This is a genomic window from Ferruginibacter albus (assembly GCF_020042285.1).
GTDB lineage: Bacteria > Bacteroidota > Bacteroidia > Chitinophagales > Chitinophagaceae > Ferruginibacter > Ferruginibacter albus.
Map to the genome: position 1 here is coordinate 2681507 of NZ_CP083388.1, position 22193 is coordinate 2703699.

General features: G+C 33.0%; 24 protein-coding genes and 1 pseudogene. 8 read left to right on the forward strand and 17 right to left on the reverse strand.

Annotated features, from left to right (window positions below):
• Nucleotides 1-13: 13 nt before the first annotated feature.
• The gene (locus K9M53_RS11570; RefSeq protein ID WP_255580625.1) at nt 14-238 is read right to left on the reverse strand and encodes a YtxH domain-containing protein; all 225 of its coding nucleotides are present in this window, start codon (nt 236-238) and stop codon (nt 14-16) included.
• A 62-nt stretch (nt 239-300) separates the two neighbouring features.
• Nucleotides 301-468 carry a DUF1328 domain-containing protein gene (locus K9M53_RS11575; protein WP_224015014.1) on the reverse strand — a complete coding sequence of 56 codons (168 nt, stop codon included), beginning with the start codon at nt 466-468 and terminating at the stop codon, nt 301-303.
• 837 nt (nt 469-1305) lie between these two features.
• On the opposite strand from K9M53_RS11575, the gene K9M53_RS11580 reads away from it, so the two are divergent.
• From K9M53_RS11580 to K9M53_RS11590, 3 genes and pseudogenes are all read left to right on the forward strand, one after another.
• Nucleotides 1306-1854 carry a YciE/YciF ferroxidase family protein gene (locus K9M53_RS11580; RefSeq protein ID WP_224015016.1) on the forward strand — a complete coding sequence of 183 codons (549 nt, stop codon included), beginning with the start codon at nt 1306-1308 and terminating at the stop codon, nt 1852-1854.
• Between the two features lie 126 nt (nt 1855-1980).
• Nucleotides 1981-2421: pseudogene (locus tag K9M53_RS11585) on the forward strand (low affinity iron permease family protein); the annotation flags it as partial.
• An 85-nt stretch (nt 2422-2506) separates the two neighbouring features.
• Nucleotides 2507-3715 carry a DUF2252 family protein gene (locus K9M53_RS11590; protein WP_224015018.1) on the forward strand — a complete coding sequence of 403 codons (1209 nt, stop codon included), beginning with the start codon at nt 2507-2509 and terminating at the stop codon, nt 3713-3715.
• A gap of 23 nt (nt 3716-3738) precedes the next feature.
• Here the strand turns inward: K9M53_RS11590 and K9M53_RS11595 are convergent, their stop codons facing one another.
• Both K9M53_RS11595 and K9M53_RS11600 read right to left on the reverse strand, forming a co-directional pair.
• Entirely contained in the window at nt 3739-4578 is an 840-nt protein-coding gene (locus K9M53_RS11595) for a L,D-transpeptidase (RefSeq protein ID WP_224015021.1), read from the reverse strand.
• A 225-nt stretch (nt 4579-4803) separates the two neighbouring features.
• Nucleotides 4804-5880 carry an NRAMP family divalent metal transporter gene (locus K9M53_RS11600; RefSeq protein ID WP_224015023.1) on the reverse strand — a complete coding sequence of 359 codons (1077 nt, stop codon included), beginning with the start codon at nt 5878-5880 and terminating at the stop codon, nt 4804-4806.
• 108 nt (nt 5881-5988) lie between these two features.
• On the opposite strand from K9M53_RS11600, the gene K9M53_RS11605 reads away from it, so the two are divergent.
• Nucleotides 5989-6204, forward strand: coding sequence for a DUF6496 domain-containing protein (locus K9M53_RS11605; protein ID WP_224015025.1), 216 nt, complete (start codon nt 5989-5991; stop codon nt 6202-6204).
• 190 nt (nt 6205-6394) lie between these two features.
• On the opposite strand, the gene K9M53_RS11610 is transcribed toward K9M53_RS11605, so the two are convergent.
• Nucleotides 6395-7159, reverse strand: a complete 765-nt coding sequence (locus tag K9M53_RS11610) for a phosphatidylethanolamine N-methyltransferase family protein (protein ID WP_224015028.1) — start codon at nt 7157-7159, stop codon at nt 6395-6397.
• A gap of 418 nt (nt 7160-7577) precedes the next feature.
• Here K9M53_RS11610 and K9M53_RS11615 point away from each other — a divergent pair, with 418 nt between their 5' ends.
• A complete protein-coding gene (locus K9M53_RS11615) occupies nt 7578-7799 on the forward strand; it encodes a hypothetical protein (protein WP_224015030.1) in 222 nt (73 codons plus the stop codon).
• A gap of 610 nt (nt 7800-8409) precedes the next feature.
• Nucleotides 8410-10578 carry a carbohydrate-binding protein gene (locus tag K9M53_RS11620; RefSeq protein ID WP_224015032.1) on the forward strand — a complete coding sequence of 723 codons (2169 nt, stop codon included), beginning with the start codon at nt 8410-8412 and terminating at the stop codon, nt 10576-10578.
• A 124-nt stretch (nt 10579-10702) separates the two neighbouring features.
• Here the strand turns inward: K9M53_RS11620 and K9M53_RS11625 are convergent, their stop codons facing one another.
• The 10 genes from K9M53_RS11625 to K9M53_RS11670 form a co-directional block, all read right to left on the reverse strand.
• Nucleotides 10703-11146 carry an ASCH domain-containing protein gene (locus tag K9M53_RS11625; protein WP_224015034.1) on the reverse strand — a complete coding sequence of 148 codons (444 nt, stop codon included), beginning with the start codon at nt 11144-11146 and terminating at the stop codon, nt 10703-10705.
• Between the two features lie 252 nt (nt 11147-11398).
• Nucleotides 11399-11917 (reverse strand): isopentenyl-diphosphate Delta-isomerase, encoded by a 519-nt coding sequence (gene idi, locus K9M53_RS11630; protein WP_224015036.1) that lies wholly within the window; start codon nt 11915-11917, stop codon nt 11399-11401.
• Nucleotides 11918-11938: 21 nt separating this feature from the next.
• Nucleotides 11939-13243, reverse strand: a complete 1305-nt coding sequence (locus tag K9M53_RS11635; RefSeq protein ID WP_224015038.1) for a cryptochrome/photolyase family protein — start codon at nt 13241-13243, stop codon at nt 11939-11941.
• Nucleotides 13233-13928: a lycopene cyclase domain-containing protein gene (locus K9M53_RS11640; protein WP_224015040.1), complete on the reverse strand. Its 696-nt coding sequence runs from the start codon at nt 13926-13928 to the stop codon at nt 13233-13235. Before K9M53_RS11640 ends, K9M53_RS11635 begins: the two co-directional genes overlap by 11 nt.
• Nucleotides 13925-14383, reverse strand: a complete 459-nt coding sequence (locus tag K9M53_RS11645; protein WP_224015043.1) for a sterol desaturase family protein — start codon at nt 14381-14383, stop codon at nt 13925-13927. Before K9M53_RS11645 ends, K9M53_RS11640 begins: the two co-directional genes overlap by 4 nt.
• Nucleotides 14384-14389: 6 nt before the next feature.
• The gene (locus K9M53_RS11650) at nt 14390-14848 is read right to left on the reverse strand and encodes an SRPBCC family protein (protein WP_224015046.1); all 459 of its coding nucleotides are present in this window, start codon (nt 14846-14848) and stop codon (nt 14390-14392) included.
• Between the two features lie 3 nt (nt 14849-14851).
• Nucleotides 14852-15307 carry a hypothetical protein gene (locus K9M53_RS11655; RefSeq protein ID WP_224015047.1) on the reverse strand — a complete coding sequence of 152 codons (456 nt, stop codon included), beginning with the start codon at nt 15305-15307 and terminating at the stop codon, nt 14852-14854.
• A complete protein-coding gene (locus K9M53_RS11660; RefSeq protein WP_224015049.1) occupies nt 15307-16143 on the reverse strand; it encodes a phytoene/squalene synthase family protein in 837 nt (278 codons plus the stop codon). The genes K9M53_RS11655 and K9M53_RS11660 overlap by 1 nt, the downstream gene beginning before the upstream one ends.
• A complete protein-coding gene (locus K9M53_RS11665; protein WP_224015051.1) occupies nt 16127-17620 on the reverse strand; it encodes a phytoene desaturase family protein in 1494 nt (497 codons plus the stop codon). The genes K9M53_RS11660 and K9M53_RS11665 overlap by 17 nt, the downstream gene beginning before the upstream one ends.
• A complete protein-coding gene (locus K9M53_RS11670) occupies nt 17617-18276 on the reverse strand; it encodes a MarR family winged helix-turn-helix transcriptional regulator (protein WP_224015053.1) in 660 nt (219 codons plus the stop codon). Before K9M53_RS11670 ends, K9M53_RS11665 begins: the two co-directional genes overlap by 4 nt.
• A 201-nt stretch (nt 18277-18477) precedes the next feature.
• On the opposite strand from K9M53_RS11670, the gene K9M53_RS11675 reads away from it, so the two are divergent.
• Both K9M53_RS11675 and K9M53_RS11680 read left to right on the forward strand, forming a co-directional pair.
• Nucleotides 18478-19344: a YihY/virulence factor BrkB family protein gene (locus K9M53_RS11675; protein WP_224015055.1), complete on the forward strand. Its 867-nt coding sequence runs from the start codon at nt 18478-18480 to the stop codon at nt 19342-19344.
• Between the two features lie 293 nt (nt 19345-19637).
• Nucleotides 19638-20258 (forward strand): phosphatase PAP2 family protein, encoded by a 621-nt coding sequence (locus tag K9M53_RS11680; protein WP_224015057.1) that lies wholly within the window; start codon nt 19638-19640, stop codon nt 20256-20258.
• Here K9M53_RS11680 and K9M53_RS11685 read toward each other — a convergent pair.
• Together K9M53_RS11685 and K9M53_RS11690 are read right to left on the reverse strand one after the other, a co-directional pair.
• Nucleotides 20255-21508: a sensor histidine kinase gene (locus K9M53_RS11685; RefSeq protein ID WP_224015059.1), complete on the reverse strand. Its 1254-nt coding sequence runs from the start codon at nt 21506-21508 to the stop codon at nt 20255-20257. The genes K9M53_RS11680 and K9M53_RS11685 overlap by 4 nt on opposite strands.
• Entirely contained in the window at nt 21508-22176 is a 669-nt protein-coding gene (locus K9M53_RS11690; protein ID WP_224015061.1) for a response regulator transcription factor, read from the reverse strand. Before K9M53_RS11690 ends, K9M53_RS11685 begins: the two co-directional genes overlap by 1 nt.
• Nucleotides 22177-22193 lie beyond the last annotated feature (17 nt).

Genomic DNA, 22193 nt, shown 5'->3' on the forward strand with positions numbered 1-22193 from the left:
ATAATAAGTAAAGTTAAACCAACGCCTCATTAATTTTAGATTCAACATTTTCAACTTTTTCTACTACTTGATCTGCTAAAGCATTTACTTCATTATTTACGTCATCCCTGATAGCATTAATATTATCCTGAATAAAGTCCGAAAGATCATTAATGGATCTTGCAATTTTTTTTCTTGTTTCAGAGCCTTTACGAGGTGCTATAAGAATACCAATTACAGTCCCAATTATCAATCCCATAATAATTTTTTTAGAATTCATACACAATGATTTTTATAATAAAGAGATAATAAGAAACGTAATTACTTTTTCATAATAGTCACACCTAGTGTAAACATTACTATAACAAGCACGATAAATATAAAAAATAATGTCTTAGCAATTGATGCTGCTCCTGCTGCAATTCCGGTAAAGCCGAATATTGCGGCTACAATAGCAATTACAAAAAATATAGCTGCCCATTTTAACATAAAAAAGATTTTAAGTAGTTATTAAATAAACACAAAAAGTTCTTTAATTAATTGTTATAGAATCGTGCCATATATTTTTTAGCAATATTCATAAGCTTGGCGACTTCTATGTGTGGATTATTTTACACATTTATATTAAAAATCAAGGACTTGAAATTATACCCTCCTGTATTCTTTCCATTCTTGATCAATATAGGCATGGTTTTATAATTACAGACTACGGAGACGGACAGACTTAATCAATATTTTAATCATGGTAATCTATATACAAATCCTATGGCTTATTTTATTGTCAATACCCATTGCTTGTGTCGCATGGACTATTACTCACGAAGAAATATTCCAGGAGCCAAGAAAATATTGTATTTACAAAAGCCTTCATTGCAAAACTTTTATTCAGAGAAAATTCTTCTATCTTTTTACATGTGAATATTGTTTTAGTCATTACGTAACTATAGCATTTCTTTTTTTAACCAACTTCAGGCTATTAATTAATGATTGGAGAGGCTATATTATTGCAGGATTCTCATTGGTATGGTTAGCCAATATTTATATGAGCTTATTTGCATTTTTACGGCAAAGCATTAAGAAGGAAAAAACAGAAATAGAAATATTGAATAAAAGTGAAAAATCAATGGAATAAGATCAATATATACATTCACACTTTAGAAATCACCCAATTTTATCTCCTGTTAGATCTTTAAAATGCAGACTAAACCTACTCATTACGTGGATAATCTTTCTCGTTGTGTAGACTTAAAATTTACACTCCATCTAAAAAAATAACAGGCACGGTATTTTTAGAGTATTTGTCACTTAACAACTAAAAAAATAATTATGGAAAAGACAACAAAACGCTCAAACAAAGCAACAATGAGCAAGACACATGAAAACGATTCACGATTGGAAGAATTTTTCCATGATGAATTAAAAGATATTTATTGGGCAGAAAAACATTTGGTAAAAACACTTCCCAAAATGGCGAAAGCAGCCACTGCACAGGACCTGAAAACTGCTATCACCGATCATCTTGAAGTTACAAAAGGACATGTTACAAGACTGGAACAGGTTTTTGAAAGTTTAAACCAAAAACCACAGGCAAAAAAATGTGAAGCAATGGAAGGTATTACGAAAGAAGGTGAAAGTATTATTGAAGATACTGAAGATGGAACATCTACCAGGGATGTAGGAATAATTCTTGCATGTCAGAAGGTAGAACATTATGAAATTGCTACGTATGGAGGGCTTGCACAATTAGCAAAAACATTGGGCTATGAAGACGCTGCCGGCATTTTAACAAAAACATTGGCAGAAGAAAAAGAAGCAGATAAAGGATTGACAGAATTGGCAGAAAATACAGTTAACGAACAAGCGCACGCTGAATAAAGACGAAGACATACCTTTTATGAAAGAACCAGATCAATGATCTGGTTCTTTTTATTTTTCTCATTTTAATTATTTAAACATGAAACAAACTTCAAATACACAACACAAAACTTTTTTGAAAAATTTGCATCTAAGATCACTAAGACTACTGGAAGCACAGCTGCATTTATTATAGCATTCTTTTCTGTGATTGTTTGGGGGCTTACTGGTCCAATCTTTCATTATTCTGAAAATTGGCAGCTGGTTATAAATACCGGAACTTCAGTTATTACTTTCCTGATGGTCTTCTTAATACAAAAAGCACAAAACAAAGATTCATTGGCTATTCAGTTAAAATTAAACGAATTGGTTGCTGCGCATGAATTTGCAAGCAATAGATTAGTGAATGTAGAGAACATGACAGAAGATGAATTAAAAGTTATTCAGAAATATTATGGCAAGCTAAGTGATTTCACCAAACAAGAAGAAAGCTTACAACAATCTCATTCCATCGATGAAGCAAAGGGAATGCATGATCTAAAAAAAGAAATGGAAGAGGAATTAGAATCCAGGCTTAAACACAAATAAGATATACTCTCAGTCCTTAATTATATTCGTATACTATAAATGGCATGATTATTTTTATTGATTAAGTTCCTAACAGTACAGCACAATGGAAAATATATCAAAAGAGATTTTAAATTTTGGTAAGGATTTACTTCCCGATATGCTACAGTATAAGTATCAATTCATGACAGATAATCTTTATCGATTTTACAGGGGGACTAATCATATCTTTTACAAGGACCTAAAAAAATCCCATCTACTTCCTTCCTCTCCCGTTTCATGGATCAGCGGCGATTTACACTTAGAAAATTTCGGAAGCTTTAAAGGGGATAACCGTTTAGTTTACTTTGATTTGAATGACTTTGATGAAGCAGTATTAGCACCGTGCATCTATGAAGTAGTTAAAGTAGTAACCAGTATTTTCATTGCTTTTCAAGCATTAAATATTGAGCAAAAGAAAGCATTAAACATGGCAGAATTATTTTTAAAAACCTATTCCAATAAACTCATAAAAGGAAAAGCTGATTACATCGAAAGAAATACTGCTAAGGGGATTGTCTGCAACTTCTTAACTGCGGCAAGTGAACGTTCGCCAAAAGAATTAATAAAAAGCAGGACTATTACTAAAAATAAGGTTAAACTGGATCATCCAAAACATTTTCCTTTACATAAAACGTTACGTAAAGATTTAATTGAGCATATAACCACTTGGCTTAAAAAGGATGAAGCCAGTCCTTATAATTATGAAGTAATTGATGCAGCTTTCAGATTAGCCGGAACGGGTAGTGTTGGACAAAAGCGTTATTTGTTTTTATTACAGTCTTCAAATAAAGCAGGAGAAAAATTAATGTTGTTGGATATGAAACAATCAACTCCTTCTTGCGTTGTGCCTTATCTCTCTGTTAAGCAACCTGATTGGAAAACAGAAGCAGATCGTATTGTATCTATACAATATAAAATGCAAAATAAGATACCTGCGCTTTTAAGTACAAGCTGTTTTAAAAAAGACTGGTACGTTATGCAGGAAATGCAGCCCACTGAAGATAGCATCAATTTTAAATTATTAAAGAAAAACTATAGAGATATGTATCAGGTCATTGATGATATGGCAATGCTTACAGCTTCTTCTCAATTAAGAAGTTCTGGGCAACAAGGTTCAGCTATTGCTGATGAGCTAATTGAATTTGGGAAAGACAACAAATGGCAAAATAAAGTATTAAAATATGCAATACAATATTGTTCTAAAGTTCAGCAGGATTACATTTCATTTTTAAGTGATTATAAAAAAGGAGTTTTTAAAACCAAACCCCATTAATAATTTATATCCTAATTGTTTATTTATAGATCCGCATTCTTTCTTCGATTATTTTGTTCAAATAAAATACCCTCCTTATAAGGTTTTACTACATCATTTAAATTTTCTTCACTTATGTCAAGAGCATTACTATTTTCAACAAGTCGCAACCAAGGTTTTGGTTCACTATAATTATAAGTTCCAAAAATAATTACAGGCGTTCCTTTTAAAATAATTGAATCTTTTCCGGCTAGCACCCACTGGTCTGCCCAACTATATAAATATTTTGAATCTTGTTCAGAAAGCCTCATGCAGGAATGTGATGAGGGGTAACCAGGCAAACTATATTGATGCCACCCTATGCCCGATTTGTTTTCGATATTAAAATTCCATTTGAGATCCCACTCATCATTAAAGGTACTTTTTGTTTCTTCCGCCTTCCAATTAGTATAAAATAAGCCTGTTGGCGTAGGATCTGATTTTCTACCCATATTGGTTGCCCCTGTATATATCAGTTTGCCATTTTCATAAGCTCCAAAAGATTGAGTAGGATAAGAGAAAAAAATAACTTTATTAATTGAATCAAGGTTACTGACTGTTTTAGGAAAAGGGAAATAATCCTGGATGTTGTTCGTAAAGGTATCTGGTATTATAATAGAATCTATTAAACCCAAATGCTCTTTGTCGGTTCGGTTTATAGATAAAACGATATAAGTTTTATTAGAGTCTAATGAATTTTTTTTCAGGAAATTTTTTCCTGGATCTAAATGATATTTTATAATTATTGAAGCTTTATTTTCTTTTTTTTCAGTGGAATTCTGGTGACATGCTGCAAATACAAGCAATAAAAATATATAGCCTATGACTGTTATTATTTTTCTCATGGTTTAAATTTTAAATACTACTTATTCTATTTTAATGCCAAAGAATCAATTGACACACTAATAGAATAATTTAGTACAACATTTAAACATCAACATGAAAAAAGAGAAAACAACCAGACAAGAGAGTTAAGCACAGATTTAAACAGCACTATAAAGCCATGTGAAATGGATTTACCGCAAAAGAACTCTGACAAAAAGAAATTAGTCAATCCTAAAAAAAAGGTCTTAATGATGTAGAGAAAAATAAATCAACATAACTGCCGATACAGTCATTACGATCAGTGTTATAAAACCTAAAATATTTGAAAGCAAACTATTGGTATGTCCTTTCATAACTTTTTTATTATTACAAACATGCAAAATAACGGCAATCATTACAGGAGCCGTTACTCCATATAATATAGAAGTATAAACCAATGTTTTCATTGGGTTAATTCCCGTAAGATTTATAACTAAGCCAATAGCAAGCGAAATGACAATGGTAATGTAAAAGCCTTTTGCTTCACCAAAATGCTTGTCTAACCCTTGTTTCCAGTCAAACGTTTCAGCAATTATATAAGAAAGCGATCCTGCTAAAATAGGAATAGCTAAAAATCCTGTTCCCAATACTCCAATTGCAAAACACACATAAGAAAGTTTTCCAACTACAGGCTCCAATGCTTTGGCTGCCTGGTCAACTGTGCTGATATCTTTAATATTACCATGTAGAACTATACCTGTAGTTAAAATAATAAAGAACATTACCAAATTAGAAGCAAACATGCCTGTGTTTACATCAGTTTTTACATCACGCAACATTTGCTTGTCAACAACCACAGCTTTTATTTTATGCTTAACGTCTTCAGCTTCCATAGTTGCCTGCCAGAAAAAAAGATATGGAGAAATAGTGGTACCTAATAATGCCACCAGTATCTCTATATAATCCTGGTCAAATTTTATTGTCGGTATGAATGTATGCTTTAATACATCCATCCAGTTTACTTTAATAAAAAAGGGCACTATGATATACAGCAATACAGAAAGGCAAAGCCATTTTAAAATACCAGCGATCTGTTGGTAAGAGAATTTTATAATTGTTATGGTCAAAACAGTTGTAAACACAATGCTGAAAACAAAAGAAGGTATTGCAGGTATAAGCAGGTTGCTTACAGCTCCCATTCCTGCAATATCAGAACCTATATTTAAAACGGTAGCCGGAATGCTGAATACTAACATTAAATACAATATGGCTTTGGGGTAATGATTTCCGGGTCCTAATTTCTTCAAGAAATACTTTATTCCTTTTTCCTTTTTTGATTTCATATGCATCTAATTAAAAGAATTGTGCCACTTGGTTTGTAAAAAAGAAAGATAAATTTAAAAATGGCAAATGTTTTGAATTAATAAAACATAACTATAAAACAATTACCTATGGCAAAGTATTCTAAAAAAGCAGGCGACAAAGTAGAAAAAGCCATGCATGAAAAAAAGGAAGGTACATTAAAAAGCGGGAAGAGTGGCAAGAAAGTAACCAGTCGCAAACAGGCAATTGCAATTGGCTTATCGGAAGCCAGGAAAGAAGGAGCAAAGGTTCCTAAGAAATCAAGCAGCAAAAGCAAATCAGCTTCAAAAAAAAAATTCCAGTAAAAAACCTTCCAAATAATATTTTTTATAAGGAAGTATCAATTCTGGAATTGTTGGGTGTTTTATTATAACTTAAAAGCAAGACTAAATATCTTTCTTTTTTATTCCATCATTTGGGGATTATATTGCCCATTAAATAAAAGGAAGTAAAATCTATTTAAAGAAAAAATAGTAGATGTACCTATTTTTGACATTATGCCATAGACAAGGCCGGCTTACTTTTTTTAGGAAGAATATTTTGAATGATATGAGGCTTCTCAATCACAAAATAAAATATGTACATCATAACCTGGTTTAATAGTGCTCCCAAAATACCTTCGACAGACCCAAGTATTAATGCAGCCCCATAAGCATTTAGTTGACCTATTCCATACATTGGGTTTGAGAAATATTTATATGGACCTTCTATTTTAAAATCTACGAGAGGGCGTTTAAGAAAAAGATCTTTATAATAGTACGTATCAATACCAATTACGAAAGTAGCTGTTATATTTACCCATGTGCCGATAATTATTAATATCAGACCAATCAACTCACAAGTATATTTAAGATAAATTACATCAATATTGAAAGAAGGAAAAATGAAGTGTACAACCGGAATTATTGACCACTTAGTTGCTTGTGTCAACAATCCAAAACTTAAGCCTCTTTGAAAAAACATTATAGAAGTAAACAATTCATATTTATTCCAGGCTTTTTCCTCTCCAAATTTAGTAACCAATCTATTTACAAATCCTTTTTTCCCAAAGCCAGTAAACAGAAATATATAGCGAATCGCAAAAAGAATCACAAAATAGAAAATTGCTACATTGAAGGAAATATATTGGCTTATCCAAATGTGCGAACCATATCCAATAAAAATTAATAACAATGAATCAATTCTGCTATTTGTCAATTTATCTATTCTTATACCTGCTGATGCTAATGTTGTAATAAATATCTTTCTTATCAATTTCATTTACTTTTTTTAAATAAAAAAGCAAAATCATGCCATTTCCAAATCTTCAAAAAGTAAAAAAAATGAGGTGGAATTTCTACGAGATGCAAAAATCTTTATTCGAAGATGAAAACTATTAAATTAAAAAATCACCTAGAGATGATTAATAGAAAAATCTTTTGAATATGCTGAATCCATTATCAAAGATCAAATCATTCTTGCCAAGACTTACTTTTTAATATCCTAATAAACCCCGGTATGGTATTATTCGGGTAAAGATTGCCTCTATTTCATAACAACACATTGTTTTAACTGAATAATTAAGTGGCTTGGTTATTGTCTAAAATATAATAGGTTTTTCAAGGGGATTAAAAAGAAGCGGGGTGTACTAAAATGCATTCCGTTATTTATCTAAGACAAACCCTAGAATCAAATGATAATGGAAAAGATAATTATTGAATTTCAGGGTAAGAAAATAGAAGTTGAATCTTTATCTTCTGGGAATAAAATTACTTATAAGGTCAATTTTCACGATAGACCGAGTCTTACCATATTAAGGCATGTCGATAGCCATAATAATCCTGATTGGATATCTATACCTGAAGGAAATGATTTATTAGCACAAGAGTTAGGAGATCTAATAGAGAATGAAATGAAGTAGGTATTTTGTATTTAAGCTGAGCCTTACTTATTCTCGCTAATCCGTTCTTAATTTTCTTTTTTACTAAGTAATGTTTGAATTTCTGAAACATCAATTATTCTCGTTTCGGTTATACCATTTTCAATTTTCTTCAACATAATAGAATTATGTAGTTTACTAATAATTTCCCATGTAGAAGTATGTATGCTTGGATACCTATCAGCACACGATACAGTATCTCCTATATCTAACTGAACACTTTTATATATCATTGTGAAATATAATTTAGTACTAAAAAACAGCATCCTTACGATGCCGTTTTCAGGAGAATAATTTCTTTTATACCCAATGGGCATAAACAATCAAACCACTCAATGCGGCAAGGAGAGACAACACTATAATACCGATCAAACTTACCGTTGATTTAGTGTCATAAATGGATACCGCATAAACTCTATCATTTTGTATTTGCATTCCTGTAAGGTACGCTTATTAAAAGCGGAATGCTTTTTTATTTATATGAAAGGATCATAGTTGTTTTTTAAGACAAGAAAAGCCTATATAGGAATACGAGGCTTTTAATACTATTGGTTTGGCAATGTAATTGCTATACAAAGCAAAATTGGCTGCGATGAAATATAAGCTACTGCTTTTTACAACGTTTGCTTTAACGCATGTTTATTGCATTTCTCAAGTAAGAGTTTCAGTTATTGGAGCAAGTGTGGCAGCGGGCTATGGAATACCTGGACCAGCCAGTTACCCAAGCCAGATGTCAGTAATACTCGGAAGCAACTGGAATATAGGCAACTTTGGAGTCAGTGGTGCTACCATGCTGAAAGAAGCCGACGATCCTTATATCAATTCCTCTAATTATACAGGCGCTCAAAATTTTAGCCCTAATATTGTGACAATTGAACTCGGTTCTAACGATGCAAAAGATTATAACTGGGTGCATAAAGATTCTTTTGTAACGGACTACACTCGTTTTATTAATGTTTTTAAAGCACTTCCCTCCCATCCCGTAATTTATATCTGTTTGCCTATTCCTGCTTTCACACATAATTTTTCTATTAATGACAGCATCATCACCAATGGTGTAATACCATTGGTAAAAACAATAGCCGCTGATAATAATGTTAAGCTGATTGATCTGAATACGCCTTTACAAGGACATCCCGACTGGTATCAATCTGATGGCATTCATCCTAATGAAACTGGAGCATTGGTGCTGGCGCAAGTAATAGCGCGTGCAATTGCAGCACCCACTAATTTATTGCTAAGTGTACCTACTATTCATCAAATTGATCTTAGCTGGACAGATAATACTAATGAAACCGGATTTACTATTGAGAGATCTGTTGATAGTATAACATGGAATACATTAATCTCTCTCCCTGCCAACACTACTACTTACAGTGATATGGGAATTACAGCTTCTACTAAATATTATTATCGTGTTTATGCTACCATTTCTGTTGGCAATACCGTAAACTCAGACATTGCAAGTACCAGCACAACAGTTGTCAATACTTTAATACCTATTATTAATAGTACAGATACTGCCAGCGGCACTATGGGCCAATCTTTTAATTATGCGATTACAGCTTCGAATAACCCTACCAGCTATACAGCAACCAATCTTCCTGATGGATTAACTATAAATACTTCTACCGGTATAATTAGCGGTACAATAGCAATTTCTCCAAATTCAGGCAGCAATAGTATCGTTACTATTACCGCTACAAATACAAATGGTACGGGCACAAAAATCCTTACTCTTTCTGTTAAAGCTATTGCCAGTCCTTTTAATGGTACGGCTGCTACAATACCGGGAAAGATTGAAGCAGAGAATTATGATTATGGTGGCGAAGGTATAGCCTATCATGATACAGAACCCTCAAATACATTAGGACAATATCGGACTGCAGAAGGTGTGGATATTGAAAATTGCACAGATGTAGGCGGCGGTTACAGCATTGGACAAATACAAGCAAACGAATGGACTCAATATACAGTAAATGTAATTACTGCCGGAACATATACCTTACAATTGCGTGTTGCTTCTATTAATTCAGGAGAAACCTTCCATTTGGAAATGGATGGCATAAATATATCCGGCACATTAGCGGTACCGAATACAGGAGGTTGGCAAACATGGCAAACGGTAAGTGCAAGTATTAATTTACCTACAACCGGCTTAAAAAAATTACGAATTATAATGGGTACCGGTGGATTCAATATTAATTCGGTCAATTTTATTTATACCGGTCCAATCCTTCCTTTAAATCTAACCTCGTTCAATGCAATTTATAAAGATTGTAATACAATAGCTTTTAATTGGCAGGTAGCCGATGAAAGCCCCGGTACCTATTATCAGTTAGAGTCTTCTACTATAAAAAATAACTTTGCTATAATAGCTACAATTTTACCAAAAGGTGCATCTGCTTATCAATATATATATCATGCGACTGCAGGTATGTCCTATTTTTTTAGATTAAAAATCATAAATAAAGAAGGTGAGATAATTTATAGTCCTGTTATAGCTATGCATAATAGTAATTGCAGTGCAAATAATATTACTGTCGTTAACTTGTCTAATAATTATTTACAAGTAAATAATCTCGATGGAAATACAAATCATATTATTTTATACTCAGTTGACGGGCTTGAACTTTCTAATACTATTATCAACAGTACTAGTGCTACTATCAGTATTGATCGTTTTAGCCGCGGAATCTATTGGTTAAAAATTATAAGCAAGGATAATAATATTTTAAAAACCGCCAAGGTCGTTCTGTAGTATAGCTATAAAAAATCTGTACTATGTAAATAATAATTAAGTTAGTTAAAACCCATCCACATTATTACGTATAAATCGCTTTTTTAAAAATTGTAGTTATTATCCAATATTAATGTAATCATCCTTAAAAAAACTCCCATAAGCGTAGTTGTCCTCTTGCAGGAATTTTATTTTCAAACTCCACAGGATCAGATAATACCCATCCAAAGCGGTTTCCTTTATAGTCTCCAAATGCCTTTTCTTCTAAGGTTAGTAAATTCATGACATCATCTGTTAGTGAAAAGTCTTCAACTCTAAGAATCTTTTCCAGCGTGACTTGACCGATAATGAATCCAAAAGGCAATGTGTTAAAGTCTTTAATATATCTTGTAAAGGGAGCCTGATTTGCAAAAACACTTCCTCTCTTACTTTGGCTCGCATGAATTAGCAGGGTTCCTCTGTAATCAGTAGCCCATGATCTGGTTTCTATTTTTTTAACACCTATCATTACAAGACTTGCCCAAGGTTGCAAAAGAGATAAAGCTTTCATGTTTACAAATAACGTAAATAAATTTTTTTCATCGCTCAAAAACTGACCTAGAAGTAGAGGATTCTTACTTTTAGTTCTTACACAGTTTCATTACCCCCATTTGTCATGGCTAATAATACATGTCTGGAAAATCACATTAAGTGAATCAAATAGGTGGTCAACATAATTAACGACCGTTAACAGCAGAAAATCTACATATAGAGTATAGGATAATAAAAATCAAATAAGGATATTAGGGCAATTATCTGCTTACGAAGACTATGCGTCTAATCGTCTAAAAATAAGTGTTTTTCATTTCCCTATTTTGTAAAGCAATTCCTGAAATGCCTGGTTAAACCAGACAGTGTAATACGATGGATTGTCTTTTAAATCTTTTAAGACTTTATCTGTATGAAGCCACTTATAATTTTGTACTTCATTTATATTTATTATCGGATTTTGGTTGCAATAGCCAATAAAAACATAATCCAATTCATGCTCTGTTAAATTATTTTCAACCTTCGCTTTATAAATAAAAGAATAGACCAATTGCAAATTACATTCTAAACCCATTTCATAATACAATCGCTCCTTTGCACTTAAGCAAACATCTTCTTCCCATTGTGGATGCGAACAGCAGGTATTTGTCCATAATCCCGCTCCGTGGTACTTGTTGCCTGACCGCTGTTGTAAAAGAAGTTCTTCTTTATCATTAAATATAAATACAGAAAATGCTCTGTGAAGTTGGCCTTGCTCATGTGCAGTCAATTTTTCCATTATGCCTAGTGCATTATCATTCTTATCAACCAGTACAACATTATCTCTGTTCATATCGCTTCAATTAAAAATTTATCAATTGTTTTCTTTCACTGCTTCAGCATATACTTGCAAAGCCCTGTTTCTTGCAAAACTGTGCTCAACCATTGGTTGTGGATAAGCATCTGTGCCAAATTCGGGAAGCCATTTTTTGATGTACACTAATTTTTTATCGAATTTTTCAGTTTGAACAGTTGGATTAAACACTCTGAAATAAGGTGCAGCATCACAGCCTGATCCTGCTGCCCATTGCCAGTTTCCATTGTTGGCAGACAAATCGTAATCATTCAGCTTTTGAGCAAAGTAGGCTTCTCCCCAACGCCAATCTATCAGTAAATGTTTGCATAAAAAACTTGCCACAATCATCCTTACCCGATTGTGCATATATCCTGTTTCGTTCAATTGTCTCATTCCTGCATCCACAATTGGGTAGCCTGTTTTTCCCTTACACCATCGTTCAAATTCCTGTTCATTATTTCGCCATTTGATATGGTCGTAATTAGATTTAAAAGATTGATGAACCACTTTTGGAAAATGATATAGGATCTGCATAAAAAATTCCCGCCAAATCAATTCATTCAACCATGTTTGATTATGTTCCAAGGCAAATGCAACACATTTACGAATGCTGATTGTACCAAATCTTAATGCTATCCCCAACTGTGTAGTGTGTTGCATTGCAGGATAGTCCCTGTATTTATCATATTCATCAATAATTGTCTTATCTAACTTCGGTGATTTAAAAGTGATGTCTGTCTTATCAAAACGGGTTTCATTTAACGAATGAATTTCAGTAAAGTCTTGTTTAAAAAAGTTAGCAGCGTCAGAATAAGAGGTCTTGTAATTTTCCGGAGTTAACAGTTCTTTCCATTTTTTTGAATATGGTGTATAAACGGTATAGGGTGTACCATCATTTTTCAACACATCGTTTTTTTCAAAAATTACCTGGTCTTTAAATCCCTTGAAAGGAATATTTTGTTTGCTGAAAAAATTATAGATCTCTTTGTCTCTCCGTATAGCTTGAGGTTCATAATCCCGATTGCAAAATACCGCCTGAATATCATATTGTTCAAACAGATCTTTAAAAACAGTTAGTGGCTTTCCGTAAAAAGTGTTTAACCTGGCATTCGACTGTTTTAGTTGACTATTTATTTTGGAAAGTACCTGGTGAATATAATCCACTCTTCTATCCTTTTTATCCTCCAACATTTCTAAAATATCGGGATCGAAAATAAAAACACACAATACAGGATAATTGGAAGAAAGTGCGTGGCACAAACCCACGTTATCATCCAACCGCAAATCTCTGCGAAACCAAAAAACAGATACTTTACTTTTCATCGTTCGCAGATTTAAATCGTTTAAAAAAATAAAGCGTCCAAAGAAACTGCGTATATCCATAAACGGCATCTTCAACAGGTATTGTTCCCACTCTAATACCTAAGAATTCAGCAGGATTATAATTTACAATCGGTGATTTTAATCCCATACCGGTTAAAACTCCATTTACAGGAAAGAAACCCAACATCAGAATAGTAAACACCAGAGACGCTTTACCAATCCACTCTGCACGTACAATAAAATGTAAATAAATTAAGGTTATTATTGTGGCAACAGTTGTTACGAGCGTGTACATTTTTTCATAATGATGCAAGGCGACAACCGAACAGGCAATAACACTAACAAAAACAATCAGGTTATTAAAACCGGAAAGCCAATCCCATTTAAAAAATTTGTCTATTGAATAGTAGGTAAATATGCTGGAAAAGGGTATACAAATAAAAAACAACCACTCTTCAATTGGTAACCCTGCTATGCTTACTCCAAGCGTGTAGTCTTTATTAAACCACCATACTCCTTTTGCTGTAAACCATATATCCCATGCTATAAAAGGAATTGCCACAATGGTAGCAGACTTTATGAATGCTCCAAACTGACGATTAAAAAGTATTCTACGGTCAAAAGATGCGATAAAACAAATAATGACCGTTAAAAACAAAATCAATGAATAGGTATATTCCTTCATTTATCTTCAGATATAAAATACATTTTGAAATATTTGAAGGGTACATAAAGAAACCCGAAACATTCGCCCTCTTCTTTTCCGATATGTTTATGGTGTTGTTTGTGCGCCCTGCGAAGCGCAAGGAAATAAGGGTTTTTAGTGTGCGTAAAATATTTTATCCTTTGATGGATAAAAACATCATGCACAAAAAAATAACACATTCCGTACAACATAATTCCCAATCCTACAAAAAACAGGTAGTTGAAGTTTTTCAATGAACCAAAATACATTAGTGCAATGGTTGGTATGGCAAATATGACAAAGAAATAATCATTCTTCTCTAAAGCACTTTCGTTGCTATGGTCGTGGTGGTCTTTATGCAATACCCACAAAAAACCATGCATTATGTATTTATGGATAAGCCAGGTTGCTCCTTCCATTACTATAAATGTTCCTAATACAATTAAAAAATTCATACAGAATTACTTGTTAAATAATTTTTCTAAAACCTTGTACCGGAAATTAAAAATTGTTTCCAATTTTTTTCTTACAAAAATCGTATGTGCAATACTACCCAAAACACCAAACGGCAGCTCATAATTCACTGTATCCTTCATAAGCACACTATCCTTATTTGTAATAAATTCGTGAAAATGGTTCCAATATTTATAAGGTCCCTTTTCTTGAAAATCAGTAAAGCTCTTATTCCATTCTACGTGACTAATCTTAGTCCGCCATTTTAGCGGAATGCCCAAGACTGGTGAAACCTTATAATCAATAATCATTCCTTCAAAAATCTGTTCTTCATTATAATTTGATAATACAGTAAAGTTCATTTCCTTAGGAGTAATTTTAGATAAATTCATTGGGGAAGAGAAAAAATCCCAGGCTGTTTTAATATCACAATGCAACTTTTGTTCTCTATATAAATGATATTTCATGGCTTAGTTATTTAAGAGCATTTCTATATTTTTCTGCACGATCTCTGACTTAATTTGATGTTTGTTTTTTTTAATAAAATCAGCATCGTCTTTTATATTTGAATTATACCCTAAAAAAGACGGAGCATTTTTTTGAACAGAAAGACGAATAAATCTCAATTCCACATTTCCAGGTTCTTTGCCTATAGCAGTTTCGATATTTGTTTTTCCTTTTTTAAATGTATTGAGTTTGCTTATGGGGCTAAAAACATGCTTTGCCCAAATGGTTTGCAACGCACCAAGATAAGCGAGGTGTGTTGCGGAATTATTTTTTGTTTTAGAAAGCTCCGTAATCATTCGTTCGCACATTTCTTTATCGGAGGCAAACTTTCCGTAATTAGTTCTCACTTCATCCAGAATGTTTGAATTAAACCCGGAGAAAAAGAATAAGGCGCATATAAGTAAAAAAGATATTCTCATTATAAAAGAGTTGTTTTATAGCGTATATAACTTTTCAACGCTACCAATGCCTTATAGGAATTAGGAACACTAACTCTACTATTCAATATTTCTTTCGATGATTTTCTTTTTATCCTGTTAAACAAAGACAAATAATATCTGTATGCTAAATACACACCAAACATAGAGCAATTGGGAAGCTTCTTTATTCCAATTAAAGCCTCATTAAATTCTTCTTCAATTTCCTTTTCAATTTTGGATTTCGCATGGTTGTTGAATACATTGATATGAATATTGGGAAAATAGGTTCGTCCCAGAATCTCATAATCATTTTTTAAATCTCTCAAAAAATTAACTTTCTGAAATGCTGAACCTAACTTCATTGCATAAGGTTTTAGTTCTTCATATTTCTCCTTATTACCTTCTGTGAAAACTTGCAGGCACATTAATCCAACTACTTCTGCTGATCCAAAAATATACTCCTGGTATAATTCTGAATTGTAGTCTACTTTTTGTAAATCCATTTCCATACTACGCAAAAATTGCTCGATTAGCTTTTTGTCAATTTGATATTTATGTACGATCTCTTGAAAAGACTGTAAAATTGGGTTGAGCGAAATGCCCTCCTCCAACGCGATCTCAGTTTCGATTCTAAGTCTGTTCAACAATTTTTCTTTATTGTACCCGTGAAAACTGTCTACGATTTCATCTGCCAATCTCACATATCCATAAATTGCATAAATACCCGAACGAATAGACGGTTTCAAAGCCAAAATGCCCAAAGAAAAACTCGTACTGTATTTTTGAGTCGTTATCTTACTTACTGAGTAAGAAAGTTCATCAAACAGCTGTTTCATAATACTCAGGTTTTATTTTGTTTATTTCATTTGCCACAATTTTACCCGATATGATAGAAGGTGGAACTCCAGGTCCGGGAACGGTCAACTGACCTGTGTAGAATAAATTTTTCAGTTTTTTGTTTCTTATTTTAGGTTTCAAAACCGCTGTTTGACGAAGTGTATTTGCCAGTCCATAAGCATTTCCGCCATACGCATTATAGTCTGAAATAAAATTGCTGATACAATAACTTCTTTTATACTCAATACTCGACCGTAAGTCTGTTATGCCTGTGTGGTTTTCAATTCTCGAAAGCATTTCTGTAAAATACTTTTCCCGGATTATTTCCTCATCATTAATTCCAATAGGTAAAGGCATCAACAAAAACAGGTTTTCTTTTCCTTGAGGTGCAACCGAATTATCTGTTTTTGAGGGACAGCAGGCGTAAAAGAGTGGTTTCAGGGGCCATTTTTTTTCACTGTAAATACAATCAATATGTTCATCCAAATCATTTTCAAAAAATAGTGTATGATGATTCAGATTGGGTAGTGTTTTATTAATACCTAAATAATAAATCAGGCTCGATGGCGCAAATGTTCTGTTTTGCCAATATGTGTCCGAATAATTTCTATACTCTTTCTTTAAAAGGGTTTCTGTATGATGATAATCCGAAGAAGCTACAACAGCATCAAACTCTAAACTTTCGCCATTGATAGTTAAAGATATTACTCTACCGTTTTGTGCATTGATGCTTTCAACAGTTTGATTAAAATGAAAAGTTGCGCCTTGTTTTTCAGCTAAGCTTTTCATTGCAAGTACCAATTTATAAAAGCCACCCATGGGATAGTATGTTCCTAAAACATAACCACCGTAATTCATCAAACTGTATAGTGCCGGAATGTTTTTGGGAGATGCGCCTAAAAAGATTACCGGAAACTCTATTAATGTTCTTAATTTTTCGCTTTTAAAATATTTGGCAACATAATTTCTAAAGTTGGTCAGCAAATCCAATTTTAATGCACTTTTAGCTATTTGAGGAGATATAAATTCACGCCAGTTGTAACACGGCTTGTTGACAAAATTTTTCATACCTACTTCGTATTTGTATTTTGCCGATTGCATAAATTTTTCCAATTGTAAGCCTGCACCTTTCTCAATTTGTTCAAACAAAATTTTTAGTTCTTCAAACTTTTGAGGAACACTAAATTTTGTATCTGAAAAAATCATTTCAAACTGTGGATTTAATGAAATCAATTCAAAGAAATCAGACACTTTATACCTGAAATCATTAAAAAAATCATCAATTATATCAGGCATCCAATACCAACTTGGACCCATATCAAAAACAAAACCTTGTTCTGTTGAAAATTGCCTGGCTCTTCCTCCCGGCTGATTATGTTTTTCAAATACATGAACCTCATTTCCCGCTTTTGCCAAATAAGCAGCAGCAGATAATCCAGAAAATCCAGAACCAATAACTGCTATTCTTTTTTTCATCGCTTTTTATCTTTTAGTGCTTCTTCTAATAAATATTCAGGTTCGATGTTCTTATCATAAATTGGTCGATGAAAATCATTTAGCTTAGTAAGGAGCCTGATTAATTCCATCTTTTCGTTGTGTGTTAAATTTCCTGTTACAATTTTTGTTGCTTTTCTAATTTTGCTCATTTGAGTTTCTAAAACTTTAATGCCTTTCTTAGTGATTTTTAAAACTTTACTCCTTTTGTCGACTTCGGAAGCTGTTTGATTTATCCAACCTTGTGCAATCAGCCGACCGATAATTTGCATGCCTGCAGGCTTTTCGTGAACATTCTTTTTTATCAAGTCCATTTTTGTCATTTCACCAAATGCCTTAAGATTGATCAAATAAATAAAATCTTCTTGACTAGAAAAATCTGATCCAAATATTGCTGATTTGGAATAGCCCTTTGCATATCTATTCAAGTGAACAATGAAAGTGTTAATTACGCTCTCTGGACTTCGTCCATTTTCTTTGCCTTCCCAATTAGGTTCGTTATTTGAAGCATTGCTATTGTAATTGTCAACTATCCATCTTTTAAAATCCTCGACGCCATTTCTTGACTTAGAAATATTACTTTCTACTTCAAATTGCTGAACGAGCTCAATCACTTGCTTAATTAAAATATAATTCATATTAATAAAATAGTTCACTAAAATACTATATTTTTTACAAATAGTATTATTTTATACATTATTAATTTTTGTGACACTTCACTTAATATCAATATTATGGCAACAGATAAATGAAAATTTTATATGCAGATGAATTTAACTGGCGCTATAATAACAAAGGAGTAAAGAAAGAACGTATGCGTTTTATTATCTTTAACCTATATGAAAAAGCAAACAACATTATCTAATATTAGCAGCAGTATCATTCCATCATTGCATTTGTTGCGTAAAAATGATCCATTACGGCTTGCGGGAGCTACTGCATTTTTTACCACCTTTGCTTTACCATTTATTGTTTTTATACTGGCGCAATTTTTTCATTTATTCCTTAGCCCCAAAATTATTGGCCATGGATTGATTGAAAATATTGCAGGCAATATTGGACAGGATGGAGCAGATCAAGTAAGGCAGGTCATTCATAGCATACGCAGTTTCAATAATCACTGGTATGTTATTTTATTTGGATTTTTGTTTCTCTTGTTTGTAGCTACTACCTTATTTATCGTCATTAAAAATTCAATTAATCAAATATGGACTATAACTGTCGAAAGATCTGGCCTTTTGTATAATCTTAGAAGCCGCTTAAGGTCCTTTGCAGTTATACTATTGATAGGCATACTGTTCTTTGTAAACTTGTTCTTTAAAAGTATTGAAACCATTGGCGGGAATTATACTGAAGATATTCTTACAGGCAGCAGTATATATTTCAAAGTGATTTTTAATGAAGTAAGTAGTGTAATAATTGTTACTACATGGTTCGTTATATTATTTCGTTTTCTTGCAGACGGCAAGCCAAGATGGAACGCTGCAATTGTTGGCGGATTATTGACAAGCATACTATTTATTGTAGGGAGGGTTTTGTTAAAGGTTTTATTAATCAATAGCAATATTGGTAAACTATATGGCTCATCAGGTTCTTTTGTTTTGCTGTTACTATTTGTTTTCTATTCTTCCTTTATATTGTATTACGGTGCTTGTTTTATAGCAGTTTATTCCGAACAAAAAAAGTGGTTAATAAAGAACGATTGAGCTAGTATTAATGATTATAGATAAGGCGCAATTCAAATTCTATCCTAAAAATTACCGCTCTGTTTCACTTGTATTAGGTTCTGATAAAGAATGTGCAGTAAAACTTGCTGAGACTGCGCCATATTCTAAAGGTACCCAAAACTAAAAGCCGGACTATGCAGTTTTCCTCCCATCCCGCCCGCCTTTTTTGATGGATATCAAAAGCCTCCCTTTAATTAGCCTTTGGCTAGACTTTATCGCACTTACTTAACTACTTCAGAATTACTACAAAATCAACTTGTAGGTTTGATGCCATGAAATATTTTCTTTCATTCTTATTGGTTTTTGCATTTTCAAAAGCAAAAGCACAGAATTTTGACTATAACCTTTTAAACACTGTCTATAAAAATGAAACCTCTTTCAAGAATAATTTTTTTAAAGTTGACGCTCAGAGTGTAATTGTTTTCAATGTTGCGGCTCCTGTAAGTATATTTACTGTTGGCTTGATAACCCACGATAAACAATTGAAAAGAAACTCTTTTTTTATAGCCGGAGCTTTTGTCGTGTCTACCTTCATTACACAGTCTACCAAACAAATTGTAAAACGGGAACGCCCATTCATAAAATATCCCCAAACATTTTCCGATCGTTATGATGGCGATGGCTATTCTTTTCCTTCCGGGCATGTATCATCTGCATTTTGTACGGCTACTTCATTAAGCTTATACTTTCCTAAATGGTACGTCATTGGGCCTTCTTATTTGTGGGCGGCAAGCATTGGATGGGCACGTATGTATCAAGGCGTACATTATCCTTCTGATGTATTGGCGGGAGCTTTTGTTGGGGCAGGCAGCGCATGGCTGGGATATAAAGTACAAAAGTATATTGATAAGAAACACTATGCTACTATAAAAAACAATGCTTTTGCTTTTTAAAATGTTATAGAAAATTCATGCAGATTATTGTGATACTTATATTGAGGCAAGTATCCTGCTATATCACTTATTTGTTTTATAATAGACAATCCTAGTCCATTACCATTTTTTTCAATACCTGCATAGCGATAAAAACGCTGAAAAACCTTTTGTTCATCTAAGGATGCAATTGAAGAAGTATTAGAAAATGTCAGTTTGTTATCTCTTAAAAGTATATTTATTGTTCCATCTTTTTTATTGTAGCGAATAGCATTATTAAAAAGATTCGAGATCAATATATCTACAAGATATCTGTTAGTCTTGATAGCCGTATTATCCAACTGAACAGTAATAGTAAGATTTTCAACTTGTGCTAACTCTTCCAGCTGGATAATCTTTTCTTTTACTAATTCATCTAAGCGAATATCTGTTGTTTCATTAAACTGATTGTTCTCTATTTTAGCTAAGAGTAAAAGTGATTGAACAAGTCTTGATAACTTACCCAAAGAATCATATACCCCTTCTAACAATTTCATTTGACCTGAACTAATTGTTTCATCCTGTATCAATATATCCAGGCGGGAATTAATGACAGCAAGCGGTGTTTGCATTTCATGCGAAGCATTTTCGGTAAATGTCTTTAATGTATTATAATCTTTATTAACTCTTTCTGCCATCATTCGAACTGCCTGGTTTAATTCAGCAAATTCATTGATGGAAGTAGTTGTTAATTGTAATTCCGGCTTAATAGTAAGATCAAATTGTTTTAACTCTTTCAGTGTTATATTGAATGGCTGCCATAGTTTACGTAACAAAATGCGATTAAGGAGAAACAGCATCAACAACAATACAATCACTGTTCCTAAAGTAATAACTAAAATCTGCTGGATAAGGTCTTCTGTTTCTTCCTGAGATTTTGAAACAACTACTTTATAGTTTTTCCCATTTACCACTATAGGAAAAATAAGTTGGCGTACAGGAGTCTTTTCTTTTTCCGTCGAATCAAAAATATATCGACTACTGAATTTTCGCTGAACGCTTTGTGTGAGTAATTCAAATGATATCTGCTGATCCTCATAATTAGAAGGCGTAGGTAATGCATGGTTGATCTTTACAAAATCGAAAACTTCCTGTTCTTCTATCTGTAGATCCTGGTCCAATTGATTAATCAGTGCATATCTTATAATTGCATAATAGCAAACACTGCTTGCCAACAATACAATGATGGCTGTTATAATACTTATCCGGTTATATCTTGCTGACAGTTTCATTAATCCGTAAACTTATATCCCATTCCATAAATAGATTTAATATAGTCTTCTGAACCGCTTTCCAATAACTTTTTTCGAAGGTTTTTAATATGCGTGTAGATAAAGTCGTGATTATCGGATGCTCCGTCTCTCCATAAATGTTCTGCTATTGCATTCTTGGATATTACTCTTCGTTTATTGCTTATAAAATATAGTAAAAGTTCATATTCCTTTTTGGTCAATTCCAGTTGTCGTCCAAAAACAGTAGCTTGCTTTGCCTGAGTATCAATAACGATATCATTAAACTCTATATTAGAATTTCCTTCAAAATTTTTCCGCCGTATGATCGCCGCTACTCTTGCTCCAAGTTCCGAAAGATGAAATGGTTTTGACAAATAATCATCAGCTCCCAAATTCAATCCTGCTATTTTATCATCCAGCGAATCTTTAGCCGAAATAATTAATACTCCGTCGCTTTTGCGCTCTGCCTTTAATTCTTTTAGTAATTGTAATCCGCTGCCACCGGGAATTGTAATGTCCAACAAAATACAATCGTATTCATGTTCATCAATTTTATTGATGGCACCAGCAAGATCAGCAGCTATTTCGCAGTTATAATTTTCCCGCTTTAGATAATCAGCAATATTTTCGCTTAATGATTTTTCGTCTTCTACTATGAGAATATTCATTACTGCAATTTTGGTTT

Bases quoted from the DNA above. Each gene is read 5' to 3' on its own strand.
- K9M53_RS11570 (WP_255580625.1), bottom strand. From the start codon at position 238: ATGGGATTGATAATTGGGACTGTAATTGGTATTCTTATAGCACCTCGT.
- K9M53_RS11575 (WP_224015014.1), bottom strand. From the start codon at position 468: ATGTTAAAATGGGCAGCTATATTTTTTGTAATTGCTATTGTAGCCGCA.
- K9M53_RS11580 (WP_224015016.1), top strand. From the start codon at position 1,306: ATGGAAAAGACAACAAAACGCTCAAACAAAGCAACAATGAGCAAGACA.
- K9M53_RS11590 (WP_224015018.1), top strand. From the start codon at position 2,507: ATGGAAAATATATCAAAAGAGATTTTAAATTTTGGTAAGGATTTACTT.
- K9M53_RS11595 (WP_224015021.1), bottom strand. From the start codon at position 4,578: ATGAGAAAAATAATAACAGTCATAGGCTATATATTTTTATTGCTTGTA.
- K9M53_RS11600 (WP_224015023.1), bottom strand. From the start codon at position 5,880: ATGAAATCAAAAAAGGAAAAAGGAATAAAGTATTTCTTGAAGAAATTA.
- K9M53_RS11605 (WP_224015025.1), top strand. From the start codon at position 5,989: ATGGCAAAGTATTCTAAAAAAGCAGGCGACAAAGTAGAAAAAGCCATG.
- K9M53_RS11610 (WP_224015028.1), bottom strand. From the start codon at position 7,159: ATGAAATTGATAAGAAAGATATTTATTACAACATTAGCATCAGCAGGT.
- K9M53_RS11615 (WP_224015030.1), top strand. From the start codon at position 7,578: ATGGAAAAGATAATTATTGAATTTCAGGGTAAGAAAATAGAAGTTGAA.
- K9M53_RS11620 (WP_224015032.1), top strand. From the start codon at position 8,410: ATGAAATATAAGCTACTGCTTTTTACAACGTTTGCTTTAACGCATGTT.
- idi (WP_224015036.1), bottom strand. From the start codon at position 11,917: ATGAACAGAGATAATGTTGTACTGGTTGATAAGAATGATAATGCACTA.
- K9M53_RS11635 (WP_224015038.1), bottom strand. From the start codon at position 13,243: ATGAAAAGTAAAGTATCTGTTTTTTGGTTTCGCAGAGATTTGCGGTTG.
- K9M53_RS11640 (WP_224015040.1), bottom strand. From the start codon at position 13,928: ATGAAGGAATATACCTATTCATTGATTTTGTTTTTAACGGTCATTATT.
- K9M53_RS11645 (WP_224015043.1), bottom strand. From the start codon at position 14,383: ATGAATTTTTTAATTGTATTAGGAACATTTATAGTAATGGAAGGAGCA.
- K9M53_RS11650 (WP_224015046.1), bottom strand. From the start codon at position 14,848: ATGAAATATCATTTATATAGAGAACAAAAGTTGCATTGTGATATTAAA.
- K9M53_RS11655 (WP_224015047.1), bottom strand. From the start codon at position 15,307: ATGAGAATATCTTTTTTACTTATATGCGCCTTATTCTTTTTCTCCGGG.
- K9M53_RS11660 (WP_224015049.1), bottom strand. From the start codon at position 16,143: ATGAAACAGCTGTTTGATGAACTTTCTTACTCAGTAAGTAAGATAACG.
- K9M53_RS11665 (WP_224015051.1), bottom strand. From the start codon at position 17,620: ATGAAAAAAAGAATAGCAGTTATTGGTTCTGGATTTTCTGGATTATCT.
- K9M53_RS11670 (WP_224015053.1), bottom strand. From the start codon at position 18,276: ATGAATTATATTTTAATTAAGCAAGTGATTGAGCTCGTTCAGCAATTT.
- K9M53_RS11675 (WP_224015055.1), top strand. From the start codon at position 18,478: ATGAAAAAGCAAACAACATTATCTAATATTAGCAGCAGTATCATTCCA.
- K9M53_RS11680 (WP_224015057.1), top strand. From the start codon at position 19,638: ATGAAATATTTTCTTTCATTCTTATTGGTTTTTGCATTTTCAAAAGCA.
- K9M53_RS11685 (WP_224015059.1), bottom strand. From the start codon at position 21,508: ATGAAACTGTCAGCAAGATATAACCGGATAAGTATTATAACAGCCATC.
- K9M53_RS11690 (WP_224015061.1), bottom strand. From the start codon at position 22,176: ATGAATATTCTCATAGTAGAAGACGAAAAATCATTAAGCGAAAATATT.